Source organism: Streptomyces cacaoi, assembly GCF_006539165.1.
Classification (GTDB): Bacteria; Actinomycetota; Actinomycetes; order Streptomycetales; family Streptomycetaceae; genus Streptomyces; species Streptomyces cacaoi.
The window spans coordinates 276,548-301,459 of the sequence record NZ_BJMM01000007.1 but is presented as its reverse complement, the minus strand read 5'-3'; the positions used below and the strand labels follow the sequence as shown (position 1 = coordinate 301,459).

The window sequence follows — 24,912 nt, the reverse complement described above, 5'->3', positions numbered from 1 at the left end:
GATGAACGACTCCCGCATGGAGAGCGAGAACCGATCACAACCGGACACCGGGGAGCAGCCGTTGATCACATCCGTACTGGTCGCCAACCGCGGGGAGATCGCCCGGCGTGTCTTCGTCACCTGCCGCGCACTGGGCCTGGCCACCGTCGCCGTCCACTCCGACCCGGACACCGACGCCCCGCACACACGCGAGGCGGACGCCGCCGTCCGGCTGCCCGGCAGCGCACCCGCCGACACCTATCTGCGCGGCGACCTCGTCGTCCGGGCCGCGCTCGCCGCCGGGGCCGACGCCGTCCATCCCGGGTACGGCTTCCTGTCCGAGAACGCCGACTTCGCCCGCGCGGTGCGCGACGCCGGGCTGGTGTGGATCGGCCCGCCGCCGGAGGCCGTCGAGGCGATGGCGTCCAAGACCCGCGCCAAACGCCTCATGGCCGACGCCGGTGTCCCGCTGCTCGCGCCGCTGGACCCCGGAGCGGTGCCGCCGGACGCCTTCCCCGTGCTGGTCAAGGCGGCTTCCGGAGGCGGCGGCCGGGGCATGCGCGTCGTACGCGAACCGGCCGCGCTCGCCGGGCAGATCGAGGCCGCCCGCGCCGAGGCCGCCGCCGCCTTCGGGGACGGCGAGGTGTTCGTCGAGCCGTACGTCGAGCGCGGGCGCCATGTCGAGGTGCAGATCCTCGCCGACGCGCACGGCGAGGTGTGGGCGCTGGGCACCCGGGACTGCTCGCTCCAGCGGCGGCACCAGAAGGTCATCGAGGAGGCGCCCGCGCCCGGCCTGGACGCGGCGCTGCGCGGCACGCTCCGGGACGCCGCCGTCGCCGCGGCCCGCGCGGTCGGCTACACGGGCGCCGGCACCGTCGAATTCCTCGTCACCGGCGGCGGACCGGCCGAGCAGCGCCCGTACTTCCTGGAGATGAACACCCGCCTCCAGGTCGAGCACCCGGTGACCGAGTGCGTGCACGGCCTCGACCTCGTCGCCTGGCAGCTGCGGATCGCCGAGGGCGAGCCGCTGCCGCCCGGCGGCCCCCCGGCGGCCCGTGGCCACGCCGTGGAGGCCCGGCTGTACGCGGAGGACCCGGCGCACGACTGGCGCCCGCAGACGGGCGTCCTGCGGCTGCTGGAGGTGCCGGGCGCGGGAGGAGTGCCCGGCGCGGGCCCGGGGAGCGGCGTGCGCGTCGACGCGGGCGTGGAGAGCGGCAGCGAGATCGGTGCGCACTACGACCCGATGCTCGCCAAGGTCGTCGCCTGGGCACCCACCCGGGGCGCCGCCGTCCGGCTGCTCGCGCACACCCTGGAGCGCGCCCGGATCCACGGGCCCGCCACCAACCGCGAGCTGCTCGTGGCCTCCCTGCGGCACCCGGACTTCGTCTCCGCGCGCCTGGACACCGGCTTCTACGACCGGAACCTCGCACAGCTGACGAAGCCGCCCGCCGGAGCGGACACCTCGCGCGCACACGCGCTGCTGGCCGCCGCGCTCGCGGATGCCGTACGCCGTCAGCCGCCGCCCGGAGCGGCGGGCGGCGCGCCCCGGCCCGCTGTCGCGGCCCGCGTCGGCGGCTGGCGCAATCTCGCCTCCGGGCCGCAGCTGCGGCGGTACGCGGACCGCGGCACCGGCGACGGCTCCGCGTCAGGACCGGGGGAGGGCACGGTGCACGAGGTGCGCTACGTGTGGCGGCGCGGCCGGCCCGATGTGCTGCCCGGTGACCACCCCGGGGTGCGGGTGGCCGAGGTGCGCGAGGACGCGGTCGTCCTGGAGAGCGACGGGGTGCGGCGCACCTGGGAGGTCGCGGCCTACGGCGACGGCTCCGAGGTGTACGCGGGGCCCTACGCGTTCACCGCACTGCCCCGGCTGCCCGAGCCGGAGACGGCGCGGGAGCCCGGCTCGCTGCTGGCACAGATGCCGGGGACGGTGGTGCGGATCGCGGACGGTGTCGAGGCGGGCGCCGAGGTCCGCGCCGGACAGCCGCTGCTGTGGCTGGAGGCCATGAAGATGGAGCACCAGGTCACCGCCCCGGCGGACGGCCGCGTCACCGCTCTGCCCGTCGAGGTGGGCGGGCAGGTCGAGGTCGGCACGGTGCTCGCCGTCGTCAACTGACGCCCGGAACAGGGGCGTGCACCGCCGCCGGCCGCCGGCCGGCGCGCGGCACGGGGCCCGCGGCAGGCCGGGCCCCGGGAACCGACCGAGGGAGCAGCAGCATGACCGGACTCATCGAGAGCGACGAACAGCGCGCCCTGCGCGAGGCGGTGGCGGCGCTCGGCGCCCGCTACGGCCGGGACTACTTCGCCGAGGTCGTCCGCGAGGGGCGGCACACCCGTGAGCTGTGGACGGAGGCGGCCAAGCTCGGCTATCTGGGCGTGAACCTGCCCGAGGAGTACGGGGGCGGCGGCAGCGGCATCGAGGAACTCGGCATCGTGCTGGAGGAGTTGGGCGCCGCCGGCTGCCCTCTGCTGATGCTGATCGTCTCCCCGGCCATCTGCGGCAACGTCATCGCACGTTTCGGCACCGAGGAGCAGAAGCGCACCTGGCTGCCGGGCCTGGCGGACGGCGGGCGCATCCTGGCGTTCGGCATCACCGAGCCGGACGCGGGCTCCAACTCGCACCGCATCACCACGACCGCCCGGCGCGACGAGGCCACCGGTGACTGGCTGCTGAGCGGCAGCAAGGTGTTCGTCTCCGGTGTGGACATCGCCGAGGCGACACTGATCGTCGGCCGCACCGAGGACGCGCGCACCGGCAAGCTCAAGCCCTGTCTGTTCCTGGTGCCGCGGGATGCCACCGGGTTCTCCCGGCGGAGGATCGACATGGCGATCGACGCGCCGGAGAAGCAGTTCGAGCTGGTCCTCGACGAGGTACGGCTGCCGGCGGACGCGCTGGTCGGCGACGAGGACGCCGGACTCCTCCAGCTGTTCGCCGGGCTGAACCCGGAGCGCATCATGACGGCGGCCTTCGCGCTGGGCATGGCACGCCACGCGCTCGCGCGAGCCGTCGAGTACGCCAAGGTGCGCGAGGTGTGGAAGACCCCGATCGGTGCGCACCAGGCCATCGCACATCCGCTGGCACAGGCGCACATCGAGGTCGAATGCGCACGGCTGATGACGCAGAAGGCGGCACGGCTGTACGACGCGGGCGACGACGTCGGCGCCGGCGAGGCCGCCAACATGGCCAAGTACGCGGCGGGCGAGGCGTGTGTGAAGGCCGTCGACCAGGCGGTGCACACCCTCGGCGGCAACGGGCTCACCCGCGAGTTCGGGCTCGCCTCGATGATCACCGCGTCCCGGGTGGCGCGGATCGCACCGGTCAGCAGGGAGATGATCCTCAACTACGTCTCCCATCAGACCCTCGGCCTTCCCAAGTCGTACTGAGGAGGCGGCAGATGAGCGAGGAGAACACCCCGCGGGAGCCCGGCCCCGTCCGCACGGCGCGGGCCGACGGCATCACCACCGTGACCCTGGACGCACCGCACCGCCGCAACGCGCTCTCCGCCCGGCTGATGCGCGCCCTGTACACGGCGTTGGAGGAGGCGCGTGAGGACCCGGAAACCCGGGCGGTGCTGCTCACCCACACGGGCAACACCTTCTGCGCGGGCGCCGATCTGAGCGAGGCGGGCGCACAGCAGGCGCCCACGGAGGCGCCGCTCGCGCTCGCCCGGCTGCTGCGTACCGTCGTCGAGTTCCCCAAGCCGGTCGTCGCCCGCGTCACCGGGCACGTCCGTGCGGGCGGCACGGGCCTGCTGGCCGCCTGCGACATCTCCGTCGCCGGGCCCGGGGCGACGTTCGCGTTCACCGAGGCACGCATCGGGGTCGCGCCGGCGGTCATATCCATGCCGGTGCTGCCCCGTGTCGACCCGCGCGCGGCGGCCCGCTACTACCTCACGGGCGAGCGCTTCGGCCCGCGCGAGGCGGCCCGTATCGGCCTGGTCACCCTCGCCGCCGAGGACCCGCCGGGCACCGGTGACGTCGCCCCGCGGGACGCGGACGGCGGCGGCCCGCGCGGCCGGGAAGCCGTCGACGCCGCGCTCGCCCCGGTGCTGGACGGGCTGCGGCGCGGCTCCCCGCAGGGCCTGCGGGAGTCGAAGCGGCTGGCCGCCCGGGAGGTGCTGGCGGCCTTCGACCGGGACACCGGTACCCTCGCTGACCTGTCGGCGCGGCTGTTCGCGTCGGCGGAGGCCCGCGAGGGCATGACGGCCTTCCTCGAACGACGGGACCCCGAATGGGCAGTGCGGCAGGCGAGCGCGCGGTGAACGTGCGTGGCGCGGCGCCCAAGCAGGACCGCAGCCGCGCCACGCGGCAGCGGCTGCTGGAGTCCGCCGTGACCTGCCTCGCCGAGCACGGCTGGTCCGGCAGCACCGTGACGGTCGTCGCCGAGCACGCCGGTGTCTCGCGCGGCGCCGCGCAGCACCATTTCCCCACCCGTGAGGACCTGTTCACGGCCGCGGTCGAGTACGTCGCCGAGGAGCGCTCCCGTGCGCTGCGCGCCGCCATCGACCGCGGCCCCGCGGACGAGGCCGCGGCGTCGCCCGCCTACACGGCGGTCCGCACCCTGGTGGACCTCTACACCGGGACCCTCTTCCGCGCCGCCCTGCATCTGTGGGTGGCCGCGACGAACGAGCCGCAGCTGGGCCCCAGGGTCGCGGCCCTGGAGGCGCGCATCGGGCGCGAGACGCACCGCATGGCCGTCGAACTGCTCGGCGCCGACGAGCGGGAGCCCGGCGTCCGCGAGACGGTGCAGGGCCTTCTCGACATGGCGCGCGGCCTCGGCCTCGCCAATCTGCTGACCGACGACAGCGCCCGCCGTGAGCGCGTCGTCGCGCAGTGGGCCCGGCTCGTCGAACAGGGCCTCCAGGGCTGAGCGCCGGACGGCGGCCGTCCGCAGTCGACCGCAGTCGGCCGCCGCCGGTGCCGCCGACGGCCCGCCATTCACCGACATGGACGGCTCCGAAGCCGTCAACTCCCGTGCTGTGCACAGTCTTGACGCTCCCATGGGCCACTTCTAGTGTGAAGCGCTGTTCAGCGATCTGGCACGAGTTCATGTGTATGAACTAGGCAGGGAGCCGCCATGTCCGGTGTGGACTGGGTCGTCGTCGGCGCTTACTTCTTCGTGATGCTCGGGATCGGCCTGTTCGCCTCCCGGCGCATCGACAACGTGGCGGACTTCTTCACCGCCCGCGGCCGCATCCCCTGGTGGCTCTCCGGCATCTCGCACCACATGTCCGGCTACAGCGCCATCATGTTCGTCACCTTCGCCGCCGTCGCCTACGACTACGGCATCACCGTCTACTTCTGGTGGCCGCTGACCATCGGGCTCGCCGTCGGCATCGGCGCCTTCCTGTTCGCGCCGCGCTGGAACCGGCTGCGCGCCCGGCACGGCGTCAACTCGCCGCTGGAATACCTCGCCGTGCGCTACAACCTGCCCACCCAGCAGGTCCTCGCCTACAGCGGCGCCGCCCTCAAGGTCGTCGACATCGCCTCCAAGTGGGTCGCGATCGCCGTGCTGCTCCAGGGCTTCGCGGACATCCCGCTGGCCTGGGGCATCGTCCTGACCGGCGTGTGCACCATGATCTACATGGCCTTCGGCGGGCTGTGGGCCGATGTCCTCACCGACTTCGGCCAGTTCGTCATCCAGTTCGTCGCCGGCATCGCCATGCTCGTCGCCGTCATGGCCCACCTCAGCGGCTTCGCCACCCTGTGGACGATGTGGGACGAGTTGCCCGCCGACCACGGCGACCCGGTCAACGGCTCCGTCACCACCGGCCTGATCATGGCGTTCCTGCTGGTGAAGACGTTCGAGTACAACGGCGGCATGTGGAACCTCGCCCAGCGCTACATGGCGGCGCCCTCCGGTTCGCGCGCGAAGCGGTCGGCACTGCTCTCCAGCGCGCTGTGGCTGCTGTGGCCGCTGATCCTGTTCATCCCGATGATCGCGGCCCCGCTCATCGTGCCCGGCCTCCAGAACGGCGAGGAGTCCTACATCCGGCTCGCCCAGGAACTGCTGCCCACCGGACTGATCGGGCTGCTGCTGGCCGGTTTCTTCTCGCACACCATGGCGATGGTGGCCTCCGACTCCAACGTCATCACCGCCGTCATCACCCGCGATCTGGCACCCGTCCTCGTGCCGAAGGTCCGCCGGCTCGGCGAACGGCAGGACCTGCTGTTCGCCCGCCTCACGACCGTCGCGTTCGTGACGGCCAGCATGGGCTTCGCGCTCTTCGCCGACCCCGACGGCTTCATCATGACCGTCGTCGTCAGCATCGTCGCGGCCACCATGGGCCCGATCTCCATCCCCCTGATGCTCGGCCTGCTGCCCTGGTTCAAGCGGCACGGCCCGCTCGCCGCCATCGGCTCCTGGGCCGGCGGCCTGGCCGTCTGGTCGTATCTGTACTGGGGCGTCGACGGTGCGACGGAGGCCATGACGGTCGGGCTGCCCCTGCTGACGTCGCTGGTGCTCTACATCGTCCTCGGCCTCGTCAAACCCCAGGGCAGCGTGCGGGGTTCGGCCCTCGTCGACTCCCTCGGCATCCCGGACGGCCCGGACAGTCCCGATGCCCCGGACGACCCGGACGCCCCCGACGGCGGACTCCGGGGCGCCGCCGCCCCGTTCCCCGCACAGGGCGGCCCCACCGCACCGGACCCCCGTCCGGACGGCGGAGCCGCCACACCCTCACCGTGAACCGCGCCGCGCCGCCCGGCCGGTGTTCGCCGGGGCCCGGCTCAGCCGGTCACCTCGCGCGGATCGCGCGGACCCGGCCCCACATAGCGGGCGGAGGGGCGCACCAGCCGGCCCGTGCGCTTCTGCTCCAGGATGTGCGCCGACCAGCCGGCCGTCCGGGCGCAGGTGAACATCGACGTGAACATGTGCGCGGGCACCTCGGCGAAGTCCAGCACGATCGCCGCCCAGAACTCCACGTTCGTCTCCAGCACCCGGTCCGGCCGGCGCTCGCGCAGCTCCTTCAGCGCCGCCTGCTCCAGCGCGCGGGCCACCTCGTAGCGCGGGGCGCCCAGCTCCTTCGCCGTCCTGCGCAGCACCCGGGCGCGCGGGTCCTCGGCGCGGTAGACGCGGTGCCCGAAGCCCATCAGCCGCTCGCCGCGGTCGAGTTGACGGCGCACATAGGCGGCGGCGTCCCCGGTGCGCTCGATCTCCTCGATCATGCCGAGCACCCGCGAGGGCGCGCCCCCGTGCAGCGGCCCGGACATGGCGCCCACGGCGCCGGACAGCGCCGCCGCCACATCCGCACCCGTGGAGGCGATCACCCGCGCCGTGAACGTCGAGGCGTTCATGCCGTGTTCGGCCGCCGAGGTCCAGTACGCGTCCACGGCCGCGACGTGCTTCGGGTCCGGCTCACCGCGCCAGCGCCGCATGAACCGCTCGACGACGGTCTCCGCCTTGTCGATCTCCTTCTGCGGCACCATCGGCAGCCCCTGGCCGCGCGCCGACTGCGCCACGTACGACAGCGCCATGACGGCGGCCCGCGCCAGATCGTCGCGCGCCCTGGACGCGTCGATGTCCAGCAGCGGTTCGAGCCCCCACACCGGCGCGAGCATCGCCAGCGCCGACTGCACGTCCACGCGGATGTCCCCGGAGTGCACCGGGATCGGGAACGGCTCGGCCGGCGGCAGACCGGGATCGAAGCTGCCGTCCACCAGCAGCCCCCACACGTTGCCGAAGGACACGTGACCCACCAGGTCCTCGATGTCCACACCCCGGTAGCGCAGCGCGCCGCCTTCCTTGTCGGGTTCGGCGATCTCCGTCTCGAACGCGACGACCCCTTCGAGCCCGGGTACGAAATCGGACATCTGGCGGCTCCCTCGTGATGCGCCGCCGGACGTGCCGACGGCTGGCTGACCTGCTTGCGGACGGTGCGGCCCGTCCCGCGGGGCCACGGCAGCACGGACGGAAGGGCCGGTGGGCCCGCCACGACGCGTACCGCGCCCGCTGCCGCAAGGTGGACGGACCGGTTCCCTGCCGACCGGCTAGAGACCGCGCCGTCCTCAAGGGTGATGCCCGCGGTGGGGCGTACTCACCCGCCGTGGGGCCCGTGGCCCGGCCTCTCCCGCCCGGCCCCGGTCCTTTCCGGCCGCGGGCCGACGCGGATCCGGTCGCGACCGGATCCGACCGGTCCCGACCGGCCCCGGCCGGTCCTGCCCGGACGGCCGCCGGCGCGCGTGCCGTCCGCGGCACGGAACGGCCGCCACGGTGTCCCCGCGAGGATTCTGGAGGCTCGGCAGCCCGCCGGGCACCGTGCGGACCCGTGAGAAGAGGCACACCGGCCGATTCCTTGCGCTCGCGTGTGCAGCGGGTGTCCGGCGGGCAGACTGTCCGACCGCGGCTCGCCCGGATGCTGCAAGATAAGGCCCGTGCCACACGCCGACACCGACTCCGCCGCCGACACCCCTGTTCCCGGCCGTACGACCGCGAGTACGCACGCGGAGACGGCCACACTCGACCCGGCCGCCATGCGCGCCCACTACCGCGCCGAGGGCCTCGCCGAGCAGGACCTCGCCGCCGACCCGGTCACCCAGTTCGCGCGCTGGTTCGCCCAGGCCGAGGAGAGCGGGCTGCACGAGCCCAATGCCATGGTCGCCTCCACGGCCGACGAGCAGGGCCGGCCCAGCTCCCGGACCGTCCTGCTGAAGCGCTTCGACGAGCGCGGCTTCGTCTTCTTCACCAACTACGGCTCCCGCAAGGGCCGTGAGCTGGAGGTCAACCCCGCCTGTTCGCTGCTCTTCCCCTGGCACGGCATCGCCCGGCAGGTGATCATCTCCGGGACCGCCGAACGCACCGGGCGCGACGAGACGGCCCGCTACTTCCGCACCCGGCCGCACGGCTCCCAACTGGGCGCCTGGGCCAGCGAACAGTCCTCGGCCCTGGCCTCGCGCGAGGAGCTGGACCGGATGTACGCCCGCCTCGCCGAGCGCTACCCCGAGGGCGAGGACGTGCCCGCGCCGCCCCAGTGGGGCGGGGTGCGGGTGCGGCCCGAGACGGTCGAGTTCTGGCAGGGCCGGGAGAACCGGCTGCACGACAGGCTGCGTTACGTACGCGAGGAGAGCGCGGGGGAGGCGGACGCCTGGCGCGTGGAGCGCCTCTGCCCTTGAGCGCGCCTGCGCTTGAGCGCGCCTGCGCTTGAGCGCTGCTGCCCTTGAGTACGCGGGGCCTTGAGCGCTGCTGCCCTTGAGCACGCCGGGCCCTGAGCGCTGCTGCCCTGGAGCGTTCCTGCTCCTGAAGCGCCGGGCCCTGAGCGTGCCGGGCCCGGGCACGCAGACGGCCCGTGGGCGACTCCCTCCGCCGAGCGGCGGACGGCGTCGGTCGGACGAGTCCGACGAGCCCACGGGCCGGGTGACTGCTGTGGATTGGCCGGCGAACCGGCGTCACGGTGTGGCGCAGGCCCTCAGGCCGCAGCCACCTCACACGTCCGGTGATTGATCATCAGCCGGATCACCTCCTTTCCTGTGTGCCCCACACCGTAAATCGCACCGCGGGGGGCGGCAATCGAATTTCGGGGCCGCAACGATTTCCGGAAGTTCCGGGGAAACCGGTGTGCGCTGAGTCACGTTCGAGTTGAATGATCCGTGTACAGCCGGTGGCGTTCCGCGACGGAGCACACAGGGGGGTGCCCAAGTGGCGGCTCGATCCAGGACTCACTCCGCGTCGTCCCCGGACGGTGACGACGGCGGTCCCGACGACGAACTTCTGCTCGCCGCACTGCTGGACGGCATGGACGCCGCCCTGTGCGCGTTCGACGCCGACGGCGTCGTCACCCACTGGAACCGCGAGGCCGAGCGGATGCTCGGCTGGACGCAGGAGGAGGCCGTCGGGCGGCAGGGCCTGGCGGGCTGGGCGGTGCGCGCCGCCGACGCCGAGGAGGTCGAGTCGCGGCTGCTCGGCGCGATGAAGTCACCGGGCCGGCAGGTGCACGAGTTCGCCCTGCTGACGAAGGACGGCGGCCGGGTCCTGGTGCGCGTCCAGTCCTCCGGCGTGACCGGCGCCGACGGCAGCCCCATGGGTGTGTACTGCGCGTTCAGCGAGGTGCACGCGCAGATCGACCTGGAGCGCTCCATCGCGCTGAGCGAGGCACTGCTGGAGGACGCCTCCTGGGGCGTCGTCCTGGTGGACGCCGATCTGCGCCCCACGGTCGTCAACTCCTACGCCGCCCGCTCCTTCCGCGTGCCGGCCCGCGCCGCCCTGCTCGGCCGGCCGCTCGGCGAGCTGCTGGAGGAGGGCATGGAGGAGCTGGAGGGCGCGCTCCAGTACGTCCTCGGCGAGGGCCCGCCCACCGAGCCGGCGGAGCTGTGGGTGACGATCCGCGCACCGCAACAGGACGAGGAGCACGCGGAGTCCGGCGAACCCCACCGGGGTGAGAAGTCGGAGAAGTCCGGTACGTCCGGATGTGCCGGTGGTGTGGACGCGGACGGCGGGCGTGCGGGCTCCCGCAGGCGCTGCTGGCGCAGCGGCTTTCTGCGGCTGGCCTCGCCGCTGGCCGAGGAGCCGGTTCCGCTGGGCGTCGCCTGGCTGTTCCAGGACATCACCGGCAGCAAACAGGCCGAACGGGACGCCGCCAGGCTGCGCTTCCGGGACGGCCAGCTGCACCGCGCCACGCGCGCGGCGGGCGAGTGCGAGGACCCGCTGGAGGCGGCCCGGCTCCATCTGGACTTCGCCCTGGCCGGATTCGCCGATCACGCCCTCCTCGACGTGGCGCCCGAGCCGCTCGCGGCACAGCCGTCGGACGCGGTGCTCCCGCTGTCACCGCTGCCGCAGCCCCGGCTCGTCCGCGCGGCACAGACCCCCACCGGCGGCCCGGCGCGTGCCCCGGTGATCGAACCCGGCACCCGTACCGGTATCCCCGTCGCCTATCCCGAGGGGCACCCGGCGCTCCAGGCGTACCAGCGCTGCGGCTCCGTGCGCGCCGGGGCGGGCGCGGGGCGCGCACCGGAGAACTGGGCGCGGACCCGGAAGTGGCCGGAGGGGACGGTCTACGGGCTGTGCGCCGTGCTGCGCAGCCGGGGGCGCACGCTGGGCGTCGTCACTTTCCTCCGGGACACCGGACGCCGCCCCTTCGACCGGGCCGACGCCGACCACGCCGAACAGGTGGCCGCACACGTGGCCGCCGCCGTCGATCTCGCCGACCTGCCCCGCAGGGTGGCCCGGCCGGACGCCCCCGGCCTGCGGTAGCGCGGGCCCGGGCGACCGCGCACGGGCCCCGGCGGCCTCAGCGGTGGCCGGCCCCCGGTGCATCCGGTGTGTCCGGCGTATCCCGGCCGTACCGGCGGATCTCAGCGGTAGAAGATGCGGTCGGCGTAGGCGTCCATGACGCGGCCGTTCCAGTCGTGCCCGCCGTCCACGTTCCCCGAGCGCAGCAGCGGGGGTTCCACTCCGCGCCGCACCAGCTCCCCGGTCGCCGCGGCGATCACGGCCTGCATGACCGCGCTGGTGACGACCGTCGAGGCGGGCGCGAAGGGCGCGCCCACGCCTTCCGCCGTCAGTTCGGCGTCGCCGACCGGGATCCGGCTGTCGACGACGACGTCGCAGTGGTCCTTGAGGAAGGTGCCCGTGCTGTGCCGCGAGCGGGTGCGCTCGGCGTACGCGACGGAGGTCACGCCCACGACCTTCATCCCGAGGGCCCGCGCGTTCATGGCCAGCTCGACGGGGAGCGCGTTGCGCCCGGAGAGGGAGATGATGATCAGCACGTCACCGGAGCGGGCCGGGCTGGAGTCGAGCACGGCCCCCGCGAGCCCGTCGACGCGTTCGAGCGCGCTGCCGAGGGTGGCGGGGCGGACGTCGACGCCGACGACGCCGGGCACCGCCAGCAGGTTCATGACGGCGAGGCCGCCCGCACGGTAGACGGTGTCCTGCGCGGGGAGCGAGGAGTGCCCCGCGCCGAAGGCGAAGATCCGCCCGCCGTCGGCGATCACCTCGGCGAGCAGGCGCCCGGCCTCCTCGATGTGTCCGGCCTCACCCTCCTTGACCTGTCGCAGCAGGCCGATGGCGGCGTCGAAGAAGTCCCCCGCCAGCGTCTGGTCACTCATCCCCGGCCCCTCGCTTCCCGGACGACCGGCTGTCCCGGCCTCGCGGCGATCACGTTGAGGTCTGGACCTTTCTTTGTCAATACGGGTGACGTGTTGTGCCGATACGGGCGAGGTGCGCTCCTCGGGCCGCTTCCGCTCCGGGGCAGCCGGTTGTCGGTGCGATGCGTCAGAATTGATGCCAGGGCCACCGCACGAGCTGACTAGGGGCTACGCATGTCCGGACTCATCGACACCACGGAGATGTATCTCCGCACCATCCTGGAGCTTGAGGAGGAAGGTGTGGTCCCGATGCGTGCCCGCATCGCCGAGCGCCTCGATCAGAGCGGCCCGACGGTCAGCCAGACCGTGGCCAGGATGGAGCGCGACGGGCTGGTGACGGTCGCCGGCGACCGCCATCTGGAGCTGACCGACGAGGGCCGCAGGCTGGCCACGCGCGTGATGCGCAAGCACCGGCTCGCCGAGTGCCTCCTCGTCGATGTGATCGGCCTGGAGTGGGAGCAGGTGCACGCGGAGGCGTGCCGCTGGGAGCACGTGATGAGCGAGGCGGTCGAGCGCCGCGTCCTCGATCTGCTCCGGCACCCCACGGAGTCGCCGTACGGCAACCCGATCCCGGGCCTGGAGGAGCTGGGCGAGAAGGGCGCGGTGGATCCGTTCCTGGACGACGGCCTGGTGAGCCTGAGCGAGCTGAAGCCGGACGGCGGCAAGACGGTCGTGGTGCGCCGCATCGGCGAGCCGATCCAGAAGGACGCACAGCTGATGTACACCCTCCGGCGTGCGGGTGTGCAGCCCGGCGCCGTGGTGAGCGTGAACTCCGGCGTGGCCGGGGGCGTCCAGGTGGGCAGCAGCGGCGAGGCCGCCGAGCTGGGCTCGGACGTCGCCTCCCACGTCTTCGTCGCCAAGCGCTGATCTCTTCGCCGGGGCTCGTCCCCGGCCGGTGGTGCGGGCGCGGCCGGGGCTCGCCGTCCCCGCCCGCACCACCGGTCCGCGCCCCGGGCGCCCGTCTTCGCCCCGAGGCGCTGCCGTACGGTCCGGCCCTGCTCCTCGCGGCCGCGGCCGGTGGCCGGGCCTTCCCAATTGGCCGCCCACGTACCAGAGTTGCTGGAACACCGGCGCGCGACCGGGGTCGCGTGCCAGGCTGTTCCGAATGGCCGACGCACCGCGGGGGGTGCGGTCCGGGCGCACGGCCCCGGACGGCCGAGCCGCACGACGACCGGACGAACAGCACCGAAGCACGCCGACCGACGCCGACGACACCGACCGAACGCCGACGAGGCCGACGTGGACCGACCAGCGTTGGCGTACACCGACGAACGCTGACAGACGCCGACGCACGCTGACGAACAGAGCGGACCAGAAGATCGGACCGAGGACCGGGCCGAGGGCCGGAACGAGGGGCCGGGCCGAGGAGTCGGACCGAGGAGAGCGGATCACCGGGCAGACCGGGCCGGGCAGCGGGCCGGTGAGGTGCGGAAGCCGAACGGGAGCGCAGGCCGCCGAAGGCGGCGCCCGCCGCGGACCGGCGGCGGACGCGTACCGGGACGGGAGGGGAGCCGTCGATGCCGTGTCCCACGTATTCCCTGGGGCGTTCGCCGGGGTGCCGCGGTGTCCGGCGCCGCCCGGTCCGCGCGGCGGGCCCGCGAGGCGCGGCCGAGGGCGCCGCGCCCACTGAGGGAGCCGGGCACACAGCGGGGGCCCCGGCGCCGTCATTCGCCGGGGCCCCGCTTCCCCATGTCCCCCCGCGGCGACCCGGAGCCCCGAGCTCTCAGGGTCGGCCCCCCTCCCGGTTCCTGTCTCCCCGTGGGGGCGACGGGCAACCCCGGGGGCCCGTCACTCGAACGTGGGGTGTTCATCACGAACCCCCGCTGTTCGAATAGAGGTTCGATACGCTGACGCAGCGGCTGAGCGAGTGGGGGTGCACGACGTGGTGCAACGGATCGATCTGACCGGCGCGGACGGAATCCGGCTGGCTGCCTGGGAGTTCGGCGATCCGCTCAAGGACGGACCCACGGCCGGCGGGGACGGCGGAGGGCCGGCCGCCGGCGGACGCGAGGCGTCCGGCGCCGCCCCGGCCGGGCCGGAGGACGGCGGCCCCGCGCCGGGCGTCCTGTTGCTGCACGGACTGATGGGCCGGGCCTCGCACTGGGCCGCCACCGCCCGCGTCCTCTCCGGCCGCTACCGTGCCGTCGCCCTCGACCAGCGCGGCCACGGCCGCAGCGGCAAACCCGGCGACGGCGCCTACGACCGGGAGGCGTACGTCGCCGACGCCGAGGCGGCCCTGGAGCAGCTCGGCCTCGCGCCGGCCGCACTCGTCGGCCATGCCATGGGAGCGCTCACGGCCTGGCAGCTGGCCGCCCGGCGGCCGGATCTGGTGCAGGCGCTCGTCATCACGGACATGCGGGCCTCCGCGCTGGGCGAGCAGTCCCAGCACGAGTGGGACCTGTGGTTCCGCTCCTGGCCGGTCCCCTTCGCCACGCTCGCGGACGTCCGCAAGTGGTTCGGCGAGGACGACCCGGCGCTGGAGCGTCCGCAGCCCGCCCGTGGCGCGTTCTTCGCCGAGGTGATGGCCGAGGGCGAGGACGGCTGGCGGCCGGTCTTCACGCCCGAGCAGATGATGCGCGCCCGCGAGACGTGGGTGCACGACGCGCACTGGGACGAGCTGGCACAGGTGCAGTGCCCCACGCTCGTGGTGCGCGGCGTGGACGGCGAGTTGGGCCGCGCCGAGGCGCAGGAGATGGTGCGGGTGCTGCCGCGCGGCATCTACGCCGAGGTGCCCGACGCCGGTCATCTCGTCCACTACGACCGGCCGGACGACTGGCGCAAGGTCGTCGAGCCCTTCCTCCAGGCGGTGTTGCCCGCCGCCGGCTGAGCCCCGCGTCCCCGCCGGGCGCCGCCCCGCGAGCCGGTGCCTCCGTGCGGCGGCGCGCGCCGGGCGGGCGGCGCTGTGGTGCCGGGCGTGCGAACACCGGCTTCCCGCGCCGGGTGCGTCAGCCGGCCGGGGCGGTGGCGCCGGTGGCGTAGCAGGCGTAGACGAGCGCGGGCAGCAGCTCCGTGGCGTCCGGCAGCCAGCGGTTGGCGGCCGTCGGCTGCCGGGCCCACTGCACCGAGCCGCGGGTGCCCAGGCGGGTGGGCGGCGCGGCCACCCAGTCGCCCTCACCGCGCACGGTGAGGGGCAGCGCGCCCGGGGAGTGGCCCAACTTCCGGACGGCGTCGGCCAGTCGGGGCGCGGTGCCGGGCAGCACGAAGAAGACCATCCGGCCGTCCGGAGTGCAGGTGACGGGCCCCGGTGCCGCGGTGGCCGTGGCCGCGGAGCCCGCCGGAGCCGTCCGCGCCGTGCGCTCCAGACGGGCGAGGGCGAGGCAGCCGGCCATCTGCGGGACCTCCAGGGCGTCGAAGGCCCGTCCCGTCGGCAGCAGGACGGCGGCCCGTGGCCGCTCGGCCCACAGGCGGCGCGCGGTGGTCGCGCTTCCGGTGACCTCGCCGGACCAGTCACGGCGTGCGGGGTGGGCGCCGGGCGCGGTGCAGCCGGACGCGCCGCACGAGCAGCGCGGTACGCCGGCGTCCGCCTCCAGCCAGGTGCCGGGGAAGACGTCCCAGGCCCGCTCCTGTGCGTAGCGGACGGCATGGTCGAGCGGGGACGACTCCGTTCGCTGCCGGGGGATGAGGCGGGTCGCGCGAGCCCCTGCGGGCAGTGTGATGGTCTCTTCCACGACCATCACAACTTCCGCTGTCAGTACGGGTTACGGGGCGGCGAACGGTGTGCCCGGGGGTGCGGTGCGGCCGTGCGCCGACGGTGCGCCGCCCGGCGGCGCGGGCGCGTCCACGGGCCGAGGCGGGGCAGGACGTGCCCCGAAGGGCGCACGGGTGCACCCGCGGGGGCGCGTGCACGCCGGGACGGCTTGGGTGGGTAGTTCCTCCGAGGCGCCATGTGCTGTGAATGGTGTGGTTTGCCGGGAAAGCGGCTTGTGCAACGCCCGTGTGCCGCAGAGAAGTTCACGGTCCCGAAACACCGTCCGTATCTGCCGCATCCCCGCAATTCCCGGCAACCCACCGATCCACCGCATTCTTGGCATCCGTTGCATTCATGGCATATGCGCCGGGCAGTGATCGTGCGTACGCCGTCTTCCGGAGGGGGACCCCATGGCCGCCAGGCCGCTCGTCGCGAGGCAGCCCAACGAACGGTTGCAGGCACTCATCCAGGAGGCCGGCTGCTCCAACGCCGGCCTCGCCCGCCGCGTGAACATGTGCGGCGCCGAGCACGGACTGGATCTGCGCTACGACAAGACCTCGGTCGCCCGCTGGCTGCGAGGACAGCAGCCGCGCGGGCGCGCGCCCGGCATCATCGCGGAGGCGCTCGGCCGCAAGCTGGGCCGCACGGTGACGATCGACGAGATCGGCATGGCGAACGGCAAGAACCTCGCGTCCGGCGTGGGGCTCCAGTTCGCGCCCACCGTCGTCGGCGCCGTCGAGCAGGTGTGTGAGCTGTGGCGCAGCGACGTCGGGCGCAGGGACTTCCTCGCCGGCTCGTCCGTGGCGGCCTCCGCCCTCGTCGAACCCAGCAGGGACTGGCTGATCACGGCCCCCGACCAGCAGGTGGCGCGCTCGTCCGGCGCGCGCGTCGGCACCGCCGATGTGGAGGCCGTCCGCGCGATGACCGAATCGCTCTCCGAGCTGGACCACCGCTACGGCAGCGGGCACATCCGCCCCGTCGTCGTGCACTACCTCAACAGCGTCGTCTCGGGACTGCTGGGCGGCTCCTACCGGGAGTCCACCGGGCGTGCGCTGTTCGCCGCCGTCGCACGGCTGACGGAGCTGGCCGGGTACATGGCCGTCGACACCGGGCAGCCCGGACTGGCCCAGCGCTACTACATCCAGTCCCTGCGGCTGGCCCAGGCCGCGGGCGACCGCGCCTACGGCGGGTACGTGCTGGCGGCGAGCATGAGCCACCTGGCGGCCTCGCTCGGAAACCCGCGCGAGATCGCGCAGTTGGCGCGGGCGGCGCAGGAAGGGGCGCGCGGGCAGGTCACCCCGCGCGCCGAGGCCATGTTCCACGCCGCCGAGGCACGGGGGCATGCGCTGATGGGGGACGCGCGCGCTTTCCAGACCTCCGCCTCCCGCGCGCTGACCGCCATGGACGGCGCGGACGCCCGCCAGGCAACCGGCGACGACCCGGCCTGGATCGTGCACTTCGACCGCGCCTACCTCGCCGACGAACTCGCCCACGGACACCGGGACCTGGGGCAGGGCGCCGGTGCGGCGGCCCGCGCCGAGGAGGCCGTGGCCGGGCACCCGGAGGGCCGCGCCCGGCGGCGCGCCATCGGGCTGTTCCTGCTCGCGAGCGCGCAGGTGCAGCAGCGCGAGGTGGAACGCGCCTGCGACACGGCGGGTCAGGCCGCCGACCTGCTCGCCGGTCTGCGCTCGGACCGTGGCGCCGAGTACCTGGACGACTTCCGTCAGCGACTGGAGCCGTACGCACAGGAGCGGGTGGTCAAGGAGTTCTCCGCGCGACTGGAACCGGCGGCGGCCTGAGCGCTCCCACGGTCGTTCTGCGCGGTCGTTCTGCGCGGTCGCTCTGCGCGCTCGTTCTGTGCGCTCGCTCTTCCGTGTGCCGTGTGCCGTGTGCCGGTGGCCGGGGGCCGTCGTCGGTGCGCGGGCAGGCGGTGTGCGGGGCCCGCCTCGCCGGTGGGGACGCGCGGGTGTCCCGGGGCGGTCGAGCGGGTCGTGGTGTGCGGATGCTGCCCTGACCTGGGGCCGTGGTAGCTCTTCCGGGGGAACCGGTAGCGTGAGCCGACGTTCCTTCGGCGAGCGAACAGGAGTCTCGGTGACGACGCACAACGGACGCGGACAGGACGGGATTTCCGGCACGTCCGGCGACCCGCTGCCCGCGGCCACGACCCCGCGGGAAGCCCCCCGCGAAGGGGTCGTGCTGCCTGCGCACGGCGACCCGTGGACTCCGGACCAGCCGCACATCCCCTCCGCACCGGCTCAGGTGCAGCCGCCCGCGGGACAGCCGTGGGGCGATCCCTGGGGCCCCGGCTCCGAGGGCGCGGCCGGGGCCGGCACCGGGTCGTACCCCGGGCCGCCGCCGGGACCGCAGCCGGGGATGCCGTCGGGGATGCCGTCGGCTTCCGGGTCCGTGGCACCGGCCGCCGGTCCGTCGGTGCCGCCCGCCGCGCAGCCGCTGCCCCCGGAGGGCACACCGCTGCCGCCGGAGGGTGCCCCCGCGTCGTCGTACGGCGCCGGGGCGCACGGTGCGCCGGCGCATCCGCCGGTGCCCTTCGCGCCGTCCGAGTCCGGCATGTCCGGTATGCCGCTGCCGCCGCCCGGGGCCCCGTCCTCCGGTGCGCCGGGCGGTGCGCCCGGGCAGCTGCCGCCGGAGGGCGCCCCCTCCCGTGGGCGGCACGCGCTGCCGCCGGAGGGCCCGGGTGCGGCGCCCGGCGGTCCGCCGCCCGCCGCCTTCCCGCCGCCCGGTGCGACGCCTCCACCCATGCCCGCCGGTCCGCCGCCCGTTCCGCCGGTGCCTCCTGCGCCTCCCGGGACCCCGGCGACGGGAACGCAGGGCGCCGGCGTGCCCGACCTGGGCTCCGAGGCGACGCAGCTGATCCCGCCGCAGACGGGCGCCGACTCCGAAGCCACCCAGCTGATCCCGCCGTTCGCCGCCGCTCCGCAGCCGCAGGCCGGACCGGAGGACGGCACCCAGCTGCTCCCGCCCCAGCCCGGCGGCGCCCCGGCCGCCGAGGCGGCGACGCAGTACATCCCGCCGGTCACCGACGCAGGCCTCGGCGGCCCCGGCGTGCCCGCCCAGGATTCCGAGGCGACCCGCACGCTGCGGGCCCAGCGGTCCGCCGGCGCCGCCCGGCACGCCGCGCCCCCGGCGGCACCGCAGCAGCCCGCCGTCGAGCAGGACTCCGGCGGGCGGCCCGCCACGCTCCCCGAGTTCGAGGGGCTGTTCCGCGCCGAGCCGGGGTCCGGTCCGTCCGGCGTCCCGGCGGGGGACGAGCCCGGCTCCACCCAGAATCTGCCGGTCTTCGACGCGGCCGCGATGCGGCAGGGGCGTCCCGAGCCGGCCTCCGGCGCGTTCGACGACTACGAGCCCGAGGGGCGCGGAAGACGGCGCGGCGGGCGTGGCCGGGGCGGCGGGCCGTCCGGTCTGCTGATCGCCGGCGGGCTCGCGGGCGTGGCCGTCATCGGTCTGCTGGTCGCGCTGCTCACCAGCGGCGGCGGCGACGAGAGCAAGCCGGTGGCCAAGGAGCAGTCGAAGACGCAGTCCGCAGCCGAGGAGGAGTCCTCGCCGCCGCCGGACCCGGCCGAGGAGCAGTCGAAGAAGCTGGACGAGCTGCTCGCCGACAGCAACAACAGCCGTGCTTCGGTGGTGCGTTCGGTGGAGAACATCAAGAACTGCACGAAGCTCGGCAAGGCGGCGGCCGACCTGCGTGCCGCGGCCAAGCAGCGCAACGGTCTGGTCCGGCGGCTCGGTGAGCTGCCCACGGACAAGATCCCTCGTATCGGTGAGCTGAAGAGCGCGCTCACCAACGCCTGGAAGTCCTCGGCCAACGCCGACAACCAGTACGCGGCCTGGGCGGGTCAGGTCGGCAAGAAGGGCGGCTGCCACAAGGGCAAGGCCAAGGGCGGTGCGCACGCCGCGGCCGGGAACCGTGCGAGCGGCACGGCCACCGTCGCCAAGAAGAAGGCCGCCTCGATCTGGAACCCGACGGCCCGCAAGTACGGGCTCAAGGAGCGCCAGTTCGGCGAGCTGTGAGGCGCGGTCCGGGCCCGCTCTCTTCCGTCCTGTGCCGGTGCCGGTGCGGTGCCGTCGGTGTGCCGGTGCCCCGCCGGTGCCGGGCGGATGAGCGCTGCGGGCAGGGGCCGCACGGGTGTCCCGGAGCCGGAACGTATGGTCGATGACCATGCAGCAAGGTTCCGCGAAGTCTTCCCGGCGTGGGCGTCGTTCCACCACCATGGGCTCCATGCCTGTCAACGACGTGCCCTGGTGGCGCTGGCGCGCCAATGTGCGCTCGGCGCTGCACATGCTCTCCGACCCGGCGTTCCAGCAGGAGTGCTGGCTGGCGGGGCGGCCCGGCTACGGCGATGTCACTGATGCCGTCTACCGTCTGGTCGAGGACACCTGGCTGGACAACTGGTCGGCGGAGAAGTACGTCGGCACGATCTTCCGGGACGCACAGGAGGCCGCCCTCGTCGACGCGGCGGTGCTGCGGGTGCTGCGCATCCTGCACCAGGTCGGCGCCGACGCCCCGGCGGCCGCCTACCTGGAGCACCAGTCCTGGCCGGAGGCCGTGCAGGCGGCCCGCGAGGCGCATGTGACGCTGGCCACGAACGACGGCGAGGATCCGGACGAAGCCCCGCGCTCCCTCGAAGTGTTGGCGATCATGCTTCGCGCTGCCTGAGCGTCCGCCCTGCTCCGGTCCCGGGCTGTCCGAGCGTTCGCCTTGTTCCGGTTCCGCGCCGCCCGAGTGTCCGTCCCGTTCCGGTTCCGTACGGGGCCGATGGGGCGGACGGTGCGGACGGGGCACCGCCGCGGATGTGCCAGGCTTGAACCATGAGCCAGTCGCACATCCCCGCCACCACCGCCGGAACCGTTCACGAGGAGCGAACGGGTCATGGGGGACATGCAGGGCATGCAGGTCACGCGGAGGGTGCGGAGCAGTCTGGAGAAAAAGGGCAGAGCGGGCAGTTCGTGCTCACGCTGTCGTGCCCGGACACCAAGGGCATCGTCCACGCCGTGTCCAGCTATCTGTTCATGACCGGCTGCAACATCGAGGACAGCCAGCAGTTCGGCGACCCCGACACCGGGCTCTTCTTCATGCGTGTCCACTTCAGCGGCAATGTCACGGTGGAACAGCTGCGGGCGAGCTTCTCCGCCGTGGGCGAGTCCTTCCGGATGGACTGGCAGATCCACCGTGCCGAACGCAAGATGCGTGTGCTGCTGATGGTCAGCAAGTTCGGGCACTGCCTGAACGACCTCCTCTTCCGCTCGCGGATCGGGGCGCTGCCCGTGGAGATCGCCGCGGTGGTCTCCAACCACACGGACTTCGAGGAGCTCGCCGGCTCCTACGGCATCCCCTTCCACCACATTCCGGTGACGAAGGACACCAAGGAGGAGGCCGAGGAGCGACTGCTGCGGCTCGTCGAGGACGAGAACGTCGAACTGGTCGTCCTCGCGCGCTACATGCAGATCATCTCGGATAATCTGTGCAAGCGCCTCTCCGGGCGGATCATCAACATCCATCACTCCTTCCTGCCGAGCTTCAAGGGCGCCAAGCCGTACCACCAGGCGCACGCGCGCGGGGTCAAGCTGATCGGTGCGACGGCGCACTATGTGACGGCCGATCTGGACGAGGGCCCGATCATCGAGCAGGAGGTCGAGCGGGTGAGCCACCAGGTCACCCCCGAGCAGCTCGTCGCCGTCGGCCGGGACGTGGAGTGCCAGGCGCTGGCGCGCGCGGTGAAGTGGCACAGCGAGCACCGGGTGCTGCTCAACGGCCACCGCACCGTCGTCTTCGCCTGACGCCTGCCTCCCGGCTTTCCGGTGTCCGTGCCTGACGCCTGACGCCTGACTCCCGGCCTTCCGGCGCCCGCGCCTCCCGCCCGCCTCCCGGCCTTCCGGCGTCCGCGCCTCCCACCCGCCTCCCGCCTGCCGCACCGCCTTCTGACGGCCGCGCCTGCCGCCCGGCCCCCTGCCGGGCAGCCCGGTCGGAGTCTCGGCGCGCCGGGCTGCTCAGAGGCGGGAGAGCGACGCCACCGCGTACAGGACCTCGCGGATCGCCTCCCGGTCCCCGTCCTCCCCGACGGCCGCCTCCAGCGGTGGGACGTGCCCGGCGGCCAGCTGGCAGAACTCCAGTGTGTCCAGGGCCACATGGGCCACCTGGTGGTCCGGCGACGGCCGGGCCGCCGGCGAGTCGAGCGGGACGTACCAGTCGCCTCCGCCCTCGCCCTCCACTTCCAGGCGGAGGGTGCGACCGGGCGCCCCGGCCGGTGCCAGCGTGCCGGGCGGCCCGGCGAGACCCGCGCGGCGGCGTCCTGCCAGGGCGTCCGGCAGCCGCCGGGCGGCGAGATCGACCAGCAGGTTCAGATGGGCCGCCACCGGCGGGCCGTAGGGGTAGTCCACGGCGTCCGCGATGTCCTCGGCGTGCTTCCAGCATTCGAAGGCGCGGTCGAGCAGGGCGTCGTGCAGCGGCAGCGTGAACTCCCCGTAGCCGACGGGCAGCGCGGACCGGTCGCCCGCTCCCGTGCCGTTCCCCGCCTCGCCCACGGCCCCGCCGCCCCGGGCGCCGCCGGACGGGCCGGTGCGGCGCCGGCTCCCGGCGGCTCCGGGCCGCGCGCCGCCCGCGGCACCGCCCGTGGCATCGCTCTGCGCATAGCTGACGTGGCGGACGACGGCCCGGCTCTGCTCCCGCCACGGCGTGCGTGCCTCGGCGGAGTGGTGCGCCGCCGTGTCGAGCGCCCAGTACGCCTCGGTGCGCGCCACCGGGCCGTGGACGAGGTCGACCGGGCCGGCGTTCCGTTCCGGCGACGAGCGCGGTCCGCCCGGCCCGGCGAGCGGATCGGGCAGGCCCAGCGCCGCGGCGACCGCCCCGTCGACCGCGTACAGATGCCCCAGCAGCTGGGCGACGGTGGCCTCCCGCTCCGTCTCGCCCTCGCCGTCGAACCAGCGCAGCCGCACCGGCGCGCGCCACTCCTCGTCCGCCATGTCGCGCAGCAGTGCGTCCAACCGTGCCGTCTCCGCCTCGTACGGCGCGGCCCAGTGCGGGACCGGGATCCGGGCGGGACGCCGGTCCAGGCAGCCCTCCAGCACCTGGGAGCGCAGTCCCGGATCGAGATCGAGGCTGTCCTCGGCGTGCAGCAGGCCGACCGCGTCGCGCAGCCGCACCGCCTCGTCCGCGCACGGGGCGCAGTCGGTCAGATGTGCCTCGACGGCCGCCGTCTCCTCCGGTGAACAAGCGGCCAGCGCCCACGCCCCGAGGAGCGACTTGAGGACGGCGTGGCCGTACCCCGGGGCGTCCGGCCCGTCCCGCGAGGGCGCGCCAGGCACCGGGTGCGGACCACCGTCCGCCTCGCCGTGGCCGCTGTGCCCGATGTGCCCGCCGTGGTTCCCATGGTCCCTGTGGCCTCGATGGTCCCCGTGGTCTCCGCGATCCCCGTGGCCTCCGCGGTCTCCGTGCTGCCCGCGTCCTCCGTGCCGCCCGTGCCCGCTCATCGCCCGGCCCCGCGCCGACTCGCCGTGGGGGCGCTCCCGGCCACACCCTCGTTCCCCGCGGCACCGGCGCTTCCCGCGCTCCCTGTGCCGTCCGCACTCCGGGCGTCCCCGGCGTCCCCGGCCGTCCACCGGCTTCCCGGATCGCGGTGCGCCCCGTCGGGCGGGAGCCCTTCCGGTTCGGGGTGGGCCGTCGTCGGCGCTGCCCCTCCGGGCAGGGGCGGGCCCGCCGGGTGGGTCACGGCCGAGGACAGCAGTTGCAGGCCCAGCCGCAGCCGGCGCCGGGCCTCGTCCTCGGTGACGCCGAGCTGCTGTGCGGCCTCCCGGTAGTCGTGGCGCTCGAAGTAGGCCAGCTCCAGTGCGGCCCGCAGGGAGACCGGCATGGAGGTGACGATGTAGTCGGCGCGTGCCGCCGTCTGCGCCGCCCTGACCTTCTCCTCGATGCGCTCGGCCTGTTGCGGCGAGTACGGTCCTGCGCCGCGCTGCCGCTGCCGCAGCCGCCCGGTGGCGACGCGCTGGGTGAGCGCGGCGATCCAGGAACGCAGGGGCCCCTCGCGGGGGTCGAAGGAGTCCGGGTTCTCCCAGACGTGTGCGAACACCTCGCGTGTGGCGCGGGCCGCTGCCTCGTCGTCGTCCAGGACCCGGTGGGCGAGGCCGTGCACAAGGGAGGCGAAGCGGTCGTACAGCTCGCCCAGCGCCGCCTCTTCGCCGCGCGCGAGGCGCTGCTGCATCTTCCGGTCCCAGCGCGGTGCTGTGTCCTTCGCCATGGTGGCTCCCGCTCCCAGCCCTCGGTGCTGCCGCTGCCCGCCCCCGCGGATCAGCGGCCCGGTCGTCCGTTCCGCCTGCGCGCTCCTCAGCACCTCGAATGTAGTGCGACCGGCTGACAGCGCACGCCCCTTTGCGGCAATGTGCGCCGGGTAGTTGTGGCCGAGAGTGGTGGTTTGGTCACTCATCGCACCGTCGACTGCCGGTTGTCCCGGGGTGGACGGGGCGGACGGGGTGGACAGAGCGGACGGGGCGGAGGGGCATGGGAATTGGCCGAGAGTGTGGGGAGTTCCGAGAGTGCACGGGGTGCCGAGAGTGCACGGGGGTGCACGAGGGTGCCGAGAGTTATCGCGGTGTGACCGGGAGCCCCGCGCCTGCGACCTGCGGACGGCTTAGGGTCGTTCTCAGGGACCAGTTTTGCCGGGGGGCGGCCGGGCAGCCGAAGGCTGTGGGCCCGGACCGCGGGCAACGGCCTGCCGGGCCGGGCGCCGGCGACGGGTACCCGAGCGGAACCACAGGGCAGATGAAGGGGATGCGGGCGTGTCTTTGAAGGTGCTGGAGGAGGAGCGGGGCCAGTGGGCCGTGCTCCGGGTCTCCGGTGAGCTCGACCTGGTGACCTCGCCCGCTGTGCGGCAGCACGTGCACGATGCCGTGGCCGAGGGCCGGCACAGCCTCGTGCTGGACCTGTCCGAGGTCCTGTTCTGCGACTCCAGCGGGGTGGGTGTCCTGATCGCCTCGCGGCGGCTGATGCGCTCGTGCGCCGGCCGGCTGCGGCTGATCCTGCCGGCCCAGGGCGCGGTGGACGGCTCGCACGTCAACCGTGTGCTGGCCGCGCTGGGCGTACGCCGGCTCTTCGACTGCTATCCGGACCTCGACTCCGCCACCGCCGACCACGCCGCCACGGGTCCGCTCACGGCCTGAGC

General features: G+C 74.3%; 19 protein-coding genes and 1 pseudogene. 14 read left to right on the top strand and 6 right to left on the bottom strand.

Going from position 1 to position 24,912, the window contains the following annotated elements; genetic code table 11:
• Position 1: 1 nt before the first annotated feature.
• The 5 genes from SCA03_RS10365 (at position 2) to SCA03_RS10345 (ending at position 6,664) form a co-directional block, all read left to right on the top strand.
• Positions 2 to 2,092 carry an acetyl/propionyl/methylcrotonyl-CoA carboxylase subunit alpha gene (locus tag SCA03_RS10365; protein ID WP_230988568.1) on the top strand — a complete coding sequence of 697 codons (2,091 nt, stop codon included), beginning with the start codon at positions 2 to 4 and terminating at the stop codon, positions 2,090 to 2,092.
• A gap of 101 nt (positions 2,093 to 2,193) precedes the next feature.
• Positions 2,194 to 3,360: an acyl-CoA dehydrogenase family protein gene (locus tag SCA03_RS10360; RefSeq protein ID WP_030885230.1), complete on the top strand. Its 1,167-nt coding sequence runs from the start codon at positions 2,194 to 2,196 to the stop codon at positions 3,358 to 3,360.
• An 11-nt stretch (positions 3,361 to 3,371) separates the two neighbouring features.
• Entirely contained in the window at positions 3,372 to 4,238 is an 867-nt protein-coding gene (locus tag SCA03_RS10355) for an enoyl-CoA hydratase family protein (protein WP_086816159.1), read from the top strand.
• Positions 4,208 to 4,846, top strand: coding sequence for a TetR/AcrR family transcriptional regulator (locus tag SCA03_RS10350; protein WP_030885235.1), 639 nt, complete (start codon positions 4,208 to 4,210; stop codon positions 4,844 to 4,846). The genes SCA03_RS10355 and SCA03_RS10350 overlap by 31 nt, the downstream gene beginning before the upstream one ends.
• Positions 4,847 to 5,053: 207 nt before the next feature.
• Positions 5,054 to 6,664, top strand: coding sequence for a sodium:solute symporter family protein (locus SCA03_RS10345; RefSeq protein WP_086816157.1), 1,611 nt, complete (start codon positions 5,054 to 5,056; stop codon positions 6,662 to 6,664).
• A gap of 41 nt (positions 6,665 to 6,705) precedes the next feature.
• On the opposite strand, the gene SCA03_RS10340 is transcribed toward SCA03_RS10345, so the two are convergent.
• Entirely contained in the window at positions 6,706 to 7,788 is a 1,083-nt protein-coding gene (locus SCA03_RS10340) for a citrate synthase 2 (protein WP_030885241.1), read from the bottom strand.
• A gap of 660 nt (positions 7,789 to 8,448) precedes the next feature.
• On the opposite strand from SCA03_RS10340, the gene pdxH reads away from it, so the two are divergent.
• Entirely contained in the window at positions 8,449 to 9,087 is a 639-nt protein-coding gene (pdxH, locus tag SCA03_RS10335; RefSeq protein WP_030891112.1) for a pyridoxamine 5'-phosphate oxidase, read from the top strand.
• A 523-nt stretch (positions 9,088 to 9,610) separates the two neighbouring features.
• Positions 9,611 to 11,161 (top strand): PAS domain-containing protein, encoded by a 1,551-nt coding sequence (locus tag SCA03_RS10330; protein ID WP_086816155.1) that lies wholly within the window; start codon positions 9,611 to 9,613, stop codon positions 11,159 to 11,161.
• 101 nt (positions 11,162 to 11,262) lie between these two features.
• Here the strand turns inward: SCA03_RS10330 and SCA03_RS10325 are convergent, their stop codons facing one another.
• Positions 11,263 to 12,015, bottom strand: coding sequence for an SIS domain-containing protein (locus SCA03_RS10325; RefSeq protein ID WP_086816154.1), 753 nt, complete (start codon positions 12,013 to 12,015; stop codon positions 11,263 to 11,265).
• 213 nt (positions 12,016 to 12,228) lie between these two features.
• Between SCA03_RS10325 and SCA03_RS10320 the strand changes: the two genes are divergently transcribed.
• Entirely contained in the window at positions 12,229 to 12,921 is a 693-nt protein-coding gene (locus SCA03_RS10320; protein ID WP_030885250.1) for an iron-dependent transcriptional repressor DtxR, read from the top strand.
• A 1,015-nt stretch (positions 12,922 to 13,936) separates the two neighbouring features.
• Positions 13,937 to 14,881, top strand: a complete 945-nt coding sequence (locus tag SCA03_RS10315) for an alpha/beta fold hydrolase (RefSeq protein ID WP_030885252.1) — start codon at positions 13,937 to 13,939, stop codon at positions 14,879 to 14,881.
• A 118-nt stretch (positions 14,882 to 14,999) separates the two neighbouring features.
• Here SCA03_RS10315 and SCA03_RS10310 read toward each other — a convergent pair whose 3' ends face one another.
• A complete protein-coding gene (locus SCA03_RS10310; RefSeq protein ID WP_030885255.1) occupies positions 15,000 to 15,728 on the bottom strand; it encodes a bifunctional DNA primase/polymerase in 729 nt (242 codons plus the stop codon).
• 424 nt (positions 15,729 to 16,152) lie between these two features.
• On the opposite strand from SCA03_RS10310, the gene SCA03_RS10305 reads away from it, so the two are divergent.
• Entirely contained in the window at positions 16,153 to 17,541 is a 1,389-nt protein-coding gene (locus tag SCA03_RS10305; RefSeq protein ID WP_030885258.1) for an NsdA family TPR-like regulatory protein, read from the top strand.
• A gap of 456 nt (positions 17,542 to 17,997) precedes the next feature.
• Here SCA03_RS10305 and SCA03_RS36040 read toward each other — a convergent pair whose 3' ends face one another.
• Positions 17,998 to 18,312 carry a hypothetical protein gene (locus SCA03_RS36040; protein WP_230988567.1) on the bottom strand — a complete coding sequence of 105 codons (315 nt, stop codon included), beginning with the start codon at positions 18,310 to 18,312 and terminating at the stop codon, positions 17,998 to 18,000.
• Between the two features lie 268 nt (positions 18,313 to 18,580).
• Between SCA03_RS36040 and SCA03_RS36035 the strand changes: the two genes are divergently transcribed.
• The 3 genes from SCA03_RS36035 (at position 18,581) to purU (ending at position 21,538) form a co-directional block, all read left to right on the top strand.
• Entirely contained in the window at positions 18,581 to 19,771 is a 1,191-nt protein-coding gene (locus tag SCA03_RS36035) for a hypothetical protein (protein ID WP_051856827.1), read from the top strand.
• 148 nt (positions 19,772 to 19,919) lie between these two features.
• Positions 19,920 to 20,417 (top strand): SCO4402 family protein, encoded by a 498-nt coding sequence (locus tag SCA03_RS10295; protein ID WP_371863914.1) that lies wholly within the window; start codon positions 19,920 to 19,922, stop codon positions 20,415 to 20,417.
• A 290-nt stretch (positions 20,418 to 20,707) separates the two neighbouring features.
• Positions 20,708 to 21,538 carry a formyltetrahydrofolate deformylase gene (gene purU / locus SCA03_RS10290; RefSeq protein ID WP_030885267.1) on the top strand — a complete coding sequence of 277 codons (831 nt, stop codon included), beginning with the start codon at positions 20,708 to 20,710 and terminating at the stop codon, positions 21,536 to 21,538.
• A 210-nt stretch (positions 21,539 to 21,748) separates the two neighbouring features.
• On the opposite strand, the gene SCA03_RS10285 is transcribed toward purU, so the two are convergent.
• Both SCA03_RS10285 and SCA03_RS10280 read right to left on the bottom strand, forming a co-directional pair.
• On the bottom strand, positions 21,749 to 23,227 hold the full coding sequence (locus SCA03_RS10285) for a zf-HC2 domain-containing protein (RefSeq protein WP_086816152.1): 1,479 nt from the start codon (positions 23,225 to 23,227) through the stop codon (positions 21,749 to 21,751).
• Positions 23,228 to 23,424: 197 nt separating this feature from the next.
• Positions 23,425 to 23,991, bottom strand: a pseudogene (locus SCA03_RS10280) (sigma-70 family RNA polymerase sigma factor); the annotation flags it as partial.
• Between the two features lie 538 nt (positions 23,992 to 24,529).
• Between SCA03_RS10280 and SCA03_RS10275 the strand changes: the two are divergent.
• Positions 24,530 to 24,910: an STAS domain-containing protein gene (locus SCA03_RS10275; RefSeq protein WP_030885277.1), complete on the top strand. Its 381-nt coding sequence runs from the start codon at positions 24,530 to 24,532 to the stop codon at positions 24,908 to 24,910.
• The last annotated feature ends 2 nt before the right edge of the window (positions 24,911 to 24,912 follow it).

Bases quoted from the DNA above. Each gene is read 5' to 3' on its own strand.
- SCA03_RS10365 (WP_230988568.1), top strand. From the start codon at position 2: ATGAACGACTCCCGCATGGAGAGCGAGAACCGATCACAACCGGACACC.
- SCA03_RS10360 (WP_030885230.1), top strand. From the start codon at position 2,194: ATGACCGGACTCATCGAGAGCGACGAACAGCGCGCCCTGCGCGAGGCG.
- SCA03_RS10355 (WP_086816159.1), top strand. From the start codon at position 3,372: ATGAGCGAGGAGAACACCCCGCGGGAGCCCGGCCCCGTCCGCACGGCG.
- SCA03_RS10350 (WP_030885235.1), top strand. From the start codon at position 4,208: ATGGGCAGTGCGGCAGGCGAGCGCGCGGTGAACGTGCGTGGCGCGGCG.
- SCA03_RS10345 (WP_086816157.1), top strand. From the start codon at position 5,054: ATGTCCGGTGTGGACTGGGTCGTCGTCGGCGCTTACTTCTTCGTGATG.
- SCA03_RS10340 (WP_030885241.1), bottom strand. From the start codon at position 7,788: ATGTCCGATTTCGTACCCGGGCTCGAAGGGGTCGTCGCGTTCGAGACG.
- pdxH (WP_030891112.1), top strand. From the start codon at position 8,449: ATGCGCGCCCACTACCGCGCCGAGGGCCTCGCCGAGCAGGACCTCGCC.
- SCA03_RS10325 (WP_086816154.1), bottom strand. From the start codon at position 12,015: ATGAGTGACCAGACGCTGGCGGGGGACTTCTTCGACGCCGCCATCGGC.
- SCA03_RS10320 (WP_030885250.1), top strand. From the start codon at position 12,229: ATGTCCGGACTCATCGACACCACGGAGATGTATCTCCGCACCATCCTG.
- SCA03_RS10310 (WP_030885255.1), bottom strand. From the start codon at position 15,728: ATGGTCGTGGAAGAGACCATCACACTGCCCGCAGGGGCTCGCGCGACC.
- SCA03_RS10305 (WP_030885258.1), top strand. From the start codon at position 16,153: ATGGCCGCCAGGCCGCTCGTCGCGAGGCAGCCCAACGAACGGTTGCAG.
- SCA03_RS36040 (WP_230988567.1), bottom strand. From the start codon at position 18,312: ATGCCGGACTCGGACGGCGCGAAGGGCACCGGCGGATGCGCCGGCGCA.
- SCA03_RS10295 (WP_371863914.1), top strand. From the start codon at position 19,920: ATGCAGCAAGGTTCCGCGAAGTCTTCCCGGCGTGGGCGTCGTTCCACC.
- SCA03_RS10285 (WP_086816152.1), bottom strand. From the start codon at position 23,227: ATGAGCGGGCACGGGCGGCACGGAGGACGCGGGCAGCACGGAGACCGC.